This is a genomic window from Aquabacterium parvum (assembly GCF_001447195.1).
GTDB lineage: Bacteria > Pseudomonadota > Gammaproteobacteria > Burkholderiales > Burkholderiaceae_C > Aquabacterium > Aquabacterium parvum.
The window spans coordinates 1-273 of record NZ_LFRI01000166.1; the positions used below are offsets into that span (position 1 = coordinate 1).

Annotated in this window: 1 protein-coding gene; it reads right to left on the minus strand. The window is 59.3% G+C overall.

Annotated features, from left to right (window positions below; genetic code table 11):
- Nucleotides 1-243: a hypothetical protein gene (locus ABG80_RS06825; RefSeq protein ID WP_058087007.1), complete on the minus strand. Its 243-nt coding sequence runs from the start codon at nucleotides 241-243 to the stop codon at nucleotides 1-3.
- Nucleotides 244-273: the final 30 nt, after the last annotated feature.

The following is a 273-nucleotide window of genomic DNA, read 5'->3' on the forward strand; positions in this document are numbered from 1 at the left end:
TTACTTCGACGCGGAGAGGCGCTCCATGTCATTGAGGACAGGCCGAGCATGCTGATGCACGGCCATCATGTAGGCCTGCGAGGCCTTGTCCCAGGCGTCGATGTGTCTGGCCAGGATGAACAGCCAGGGCGGCGTGCCAACATCCGGGCCAGCAGCTACGATCCCGTAGAAGGCCCTCACCGTCTCAGTGGTCATCAGCGCAGCCTCTTCGAGGACATTGCGCGCTTCATCGATAGACTTCATTCCAGCCATTTCAACTCCTGTGTAGTTGGC

Coding starts and splice junctions, on each gene's coding strand:
- ABG80_RS06825 (WP_058087007.1), bottom strand. CDS start 243: ATGAAGTCTATCGATGAAGCGCGCAATGTCCTCGAAGAGGCTGCGCTG.